3 protein-coding genes are annotated in these 4,896 nt (G+C 37.7%); 1 reads left to right on the top strand and 2 read right to left on the bottom strand.

Annotated features, from left to right (window positions below; translation table 11 throughout):
- Positions 1-69: 69 nt before the first annotated feature.
- Both RCH56_RS07415 and hflX read right to left on the bottom strand, forming a co-directional pair.
- A complete protein-coding gene (locus tag RCH56_RS07415; protein ID WP_306484338.1) occupies positions 70-708 on the bottom strand; it encodes a YigZ family protein in 639 nt (212 codons plus the stop codon).
- Complete coding sequence (gene hflX, locus RCH56_RS07410; protein ID WP_306484337.1) at positions 683-1,921, bottom strand: GTPase HflX; 1,239 nt, start codon at positions 1,919-1,921, stop codon at positions 683-685. Before hflX ends, RCH56_RS07415 begins: the two co-directional genes overlap by 26 nt.
- Before the next feature lie 128 nt (positions 1,922-2,049).
- Here hflX and RCH56_RS07405 point away from each other — a divergent pair, with 128 nt between their 5' ends.
- Entirely contained in the window at positions 2,050-4,875 is a 2,826-nt protein-coding gene (locus RCH56_RS07405; RefSeq protein WP_306484336.1) for a transglycosylase domain-containing protein, read from the top strand.
- Positions 4,876-4,896 lie beyond the last annotated feature (21 nt).

Below are 4,896 nucleotides of genomic sequence, written 5' to 3'. Positions count from 1 at the left end.
TTTTGGCATCTTCACTTCCTTTTTTATTTTTAATCTTGCTCCATTTATTATGTCCTGACATATTTCCTCCTATTTTTCTTCAAATAACATCAAAGTATCTTTGACATCTATTTTGATATTGGCACTTGTTAAATTGATAAGGTCTTTTTCTATCTTTGGGTAATCTTCGCTTCTAATATGAAGCTTAATCTTAACCAAATCAGTAAAATCCTTATATATGACCTTAAGCTTATTTTCTGCTAGGTAGTTTTCAATTATACCAAGCACCGTATACGAATGAATTAATTCTACTTCAAAATACTCTCTCTTACAAACTATATTGGGCGATACAGTATCAGTAACTCCCCTGGTGTAGGCCCTTATAAGTCCCCCTTTTCCTAAGAGCTTGCCACCGAAATATCTGGTAACGACAACACAAATATTTCTGACCTCTTCTTTTTCAAGAACAGATAGCATAGGAAGGCCCGCAGAACCTTGGGGTTCGCCATCGTCTGAGTATCTTTTAATCTCAGGGATTTCATTTATGATATAGGCCGAGCAGTTGTGAGTTGCTTGCTTGTTTTTATCCTTTATCTCTTCGATAAAACTAATGGCCTCTTCTTCACTTTCTACATATTTAGCACTTGTTATAAATCTTGACTTTTCCTCTTCAAACTCGCTAGTCTTAAATCCCTTTATGGTCCTATACTTTTTTAATATATCTGTCATATTTCGAATAGTCCTCTTTGCTTATTTCTAATTTCAATATGCTAGAAGTTGGATTATAGTCTCTTTCTATAATATCGTAATTACTCATGATATAGTCTAGGACCCTTCCATCTTCAAATGGAATTGCCATTTCTACAAGCTCATAATCTTCCTTTATGATTTTTACGATTTTCTCCTTAAGTCTTATGAGGTCTTCTTCCTTGTGGGCTGACATGTAGATTTTTTCGCTATCTCTTTTGTATAGGCTTACACCTAGCTTATCGCAGACCTTATCCATCTTGTTAAAGACATAAAGAATTTCCTTATTTCCTATATCAATTCCTTCAAGAGACTTTTCGATGGTCTCTATCTGGTGGTCAATATTGTGACTTGAATCGATAACTATAAGGAGCATGTCGGCAAATCTAACCTCGTCTAGGGTTGTTAGGAAAGAGTCATTAAGCTCCTTGGAGAGGTTATCAATAAAACCTACAGTATCTGTCAAGGTGACCTTAGTATTAGAAAAATCTAATCTCCTAGTCGATGTATCTAGGGTTGCAAAAAGCAAATCGTCCGAATATACATACTTTTCTTCACCAAAAAGCTTCAGCATTCCATTTAGGATAGTAGACTTTCCTGCGTTGGTATAGCCCACTAAAGATATGTTGTGGATATCCTTTCTCGATTTTCTATTTATCATTTTAGTCTTATCCAGATCCTTAAGGGCCTTTTCCAAAGACTTGATATCTCTTACAATAGCACGCCTATCTGTCTCAAGCATGGTCTCTCCAGGTCCCCTCGTGCCGATTCCTCCGGCCTGTCTTGATAGGTAGGAAAACCACTTGTTAATCCTTGGCAATTGATATTTTAATTGGGCAAGCTTTATCTTAAGTCTTGCTTCCTTGGTATTTGCACGCATAGCAAAAATATCTAGGATAAGAGTTGTCCAGTCCACTACGTGAAGTTTCATCTCTTCTTCTAGATTATAAAGCTGACTTGCTGATAATTCTACGTCAAATATTACCGTATCTATGTCGTTTTTTTGGGCAAGGTCCATAATCTCTTCGACTTTTCCCTTACCTATATAATATCTAGGATTGACCTTGCTTACCTTTTGGGATACGTAAGCCTCAGTCTTTCCTCCTGCAGTATTAATCAAAGACTCTAATTCATAGATCTTATTGTCGAGATCGTCGTCCTTGTCTACTGCATTAACTTGTATAACTCTTTGCATAAACTTCCTTTCTAAAATGATTATACGACTAATCCCTTGATTATAAAAGTTAATAAGTCTGGAAGTATTTACTTAAAAATGATAAAATGATAGTATCTAGAATATTAAAAATAAATCATGGAGGCATTATGCATAATAAACTTGCCGCTCTTGTTGGAAAAATAATACTAGTTGTAATATTATTTGTAGCTGGCCTTGGAGTTATTTTTGCTGGCATGACTGGTGGAGCAATACTAGAAGTAATGAAGACTGCTCCCAAGATTGATGCTAACAGCATAAAATACGAAATGAGCCAAAACTCAACAATAGTGGATGAAAACGGAAACGAAGTCGATTCGATTGCTACAAGCGAATACAGACAGATAGTAGATTATAAAGACATACCAGAGAATTTAAAAAATGCATTTGTCGCAGTTGAAGATGAAAGATTTTATAAACACAATGGTATAGATCCCCTATCAATCCTAGGTTCTACTATTGAAAATATGAAAGCAGGATCAATCGTAAGGGGTGGATCTACTATAACCCAACAGCTTGCAAGAAACACCTACCTATCTAACGATCAAACCTACGAAAGAAAGATAAGGGAGATTTATCTTGCCCTAGAGATTGAGAAATATCTCGAAAAAGACGAAATCCTAGGAGCTTATCTAAACAGGGTCTTCATGGGACAAAACTCTTACGGAGTCCAAGCTGCAGCTAAAACTTACTTCAATAAGGACGTATCCGAGCTGAATCTTGCCCAATGTGCATCCCTAGCAGGAATCGTCCAATCACCTTCAGAAAACTCTCTTTATAAGTCAATTAAGACAAGTGAGGTTACAGACCAAAGAGTTCTAGGTGAATTTAGTATAGACGGAAATAAATACTCAGCAGTATATAACGAAGCTCCTTACAAAAGGGAAGAATACGTCCTAGATAAGATGCTAGAAAATGGCTATATCAACGAGACTCAATACAAAGAAGCCAAAGACTTTGATGTGGCAAGCACAGTAGAACCATCGGAAAGATCTAATACAGAAATCGCTAGCTACTTTAACTCTCTTCTAGAGCGTCAAGTAGTGAATAAGCTCATGGATGTATTAAATATTTCAGAAAACCAAGCCTGGGATAAGCTTTACTACGGAGGGCTTAAGATTACGACGACCCTAGATAAGGGCCTTCAAGAAAAGCTTGAAGATATCTATGCCAATTTTTCAGAACATTTGATAGGAAATAGCGAAGGCTTGGGCTATGCTCCCCTACTTGATTTATCTTATGATAATTGGGGAAATATAGTAAATTCTAGTGGGGTCTTACTCTATTATAAGAGAGCAAATCTCCTAGATGAAAATAACGACCTTTACTTAAGTTCTGATGAGGCTTGGCATGATGAGACAGGAGACCTAATACTTGCGACAAATAAGGCCTACCTTGACCAAACCAAGCTTATCTTTAAAGATTTCTATTCCTTGGATGAAACAAACTCCAACCTTAGAACTCATAGGACTGGACGAATAGAGTTCGAGTCCAACGAAGATATCTATCAGGATGAGGATAACAATATAGTAATTAGCAAGAAATATCTAGATAATAACCCAAATCTTTTTACAGCCTATGACGACGGATCTATTAGCCTTAACAAGGACTATTACGATATAGACCTAAACGGGGTAATCCAACCTCAATCATCATCTGTAATAATAGATCAGAAGACTGGCCATATCAAGGCCTTGATGGGAGGACGTGACCAAGAAGGAATCAATATCTTAGACAGGGCATCAAGCGTTCCAAGACAACCTGGTTCATCAATCAAGCCTATAGCAACTTATACAGCTGCCCTAGATCATGGCTTTAACCTCGCAACTGGTGTAGACGATGTTCCTTTTGAACTAACCGAAGATGGCGAAGCTTGGCCTGTCAATGTATATGGCTACTACATGGGCTACACCCCTATAAGAGAAGCCATCAAGATGAGTATAAATACAATAGCAGTGTCTACCCTCAATAAGGTAGGAATCGATACAAGTCTTGAATATCTTAGAAACTTTGGCCTAATCAAAGACAATGGCAGAGATTATTTCGTGACCAAAGATGAAAATCCTGACTTAAATGACGAAAACCTCGCAGCCCTAGGAGTTGGTGCTATGAGTCACGGACTAACCACACTCGATATGACAGCAGCCTACGCAGCCCTTGCCAATAAGGGTGAGTACAAGGAACCTCTTACCTTCTCAAAGATAACCGACTCCCAAGGAGAAGTAATCTTCGATGAAGAAAACCTAGTTAAACACACAGTAACAAGTCCAGAAACAGCCTATCAAGTAACTTCAGCCCTAGAAAGTGCAGGCGAATACTATGGAAATATCCACCTAAACGGAACAGATTACGCAACCAAGACCGGAACAACTGATGATAAGACTGACTTCTGGTGCGTAGGATATACTCCTTACTACACAGTTGGAGTTTGGATGGGAGCTGATAATCAAAATATCCACCTAAACAGCAACAGTGTAGATAGGGCAGCTCTTATGTGGAATGTTATAAATACAGAAATACTCGCTGACAGTGAACCGGTAAGTTTTGAAGAACCAGATGGTATAAGACACATGGAAGTAGACACCATAAGTGGTAAGCTTCCTACAGATGCTTCAAGGGCAGACCCACGTGGTACTGTCAAGGAAGAAATCTTCGGTCCAGAAAACTATCCAAAAGAAGAAGATGACATGCACAAATGGGCTTATATAGATTCAAGAAACAATCTATTGGCAAGTGATGTCACACCAAAGTTCTTTATTCAAACTAGATCATTAATAGCTGAAAAAAACGAATATGATCCTAACAAGTTCAATGGCATTATTCCAAGAGACTGGGATTACAGGATGCCAACAGTCTACTCAACCTTAGTCTATACACCACCAAAAGTGGAATACAATAAAGATAAGGATAAGGACAAGGACAAAGACAAGGATTAAAACGAAGATTAAGATAAATAT

It is taken from the genome of Anaerococcus sp., from assembly GCF_030825785.1.
Taxonomy (GTDB): Bacteria; Bacillota; Clostridia; order Tissierellales; family Peptoniphilaceae; genus Anaerococcus.
This window is presented reverse-complemented; position numbering and strand designations above follow the sequence as displayed.

Coding starts and splice junctions, on each gene's coding strand:
- RCH56_RS07415 (WP_306484338.1), bottom strand. CDS start 708: ATGACAGATATATTAAAAAAGTATAGGACCATAAAGGGATTTAAGACT.
- hflX (WP_306484337.1), bottom strand. CDS start 1,921: ATGCAAAGAGTTATACAAGTTAATGCAGTAGACAAGGACGACGATCTC.
- RCH56_RS07405 (WP_306484336.1), top strand. CDS start 2,050: ATGCATAATAAACTTGCCGCTCTTGTTGGAAAAATAATACTAGTTGTA.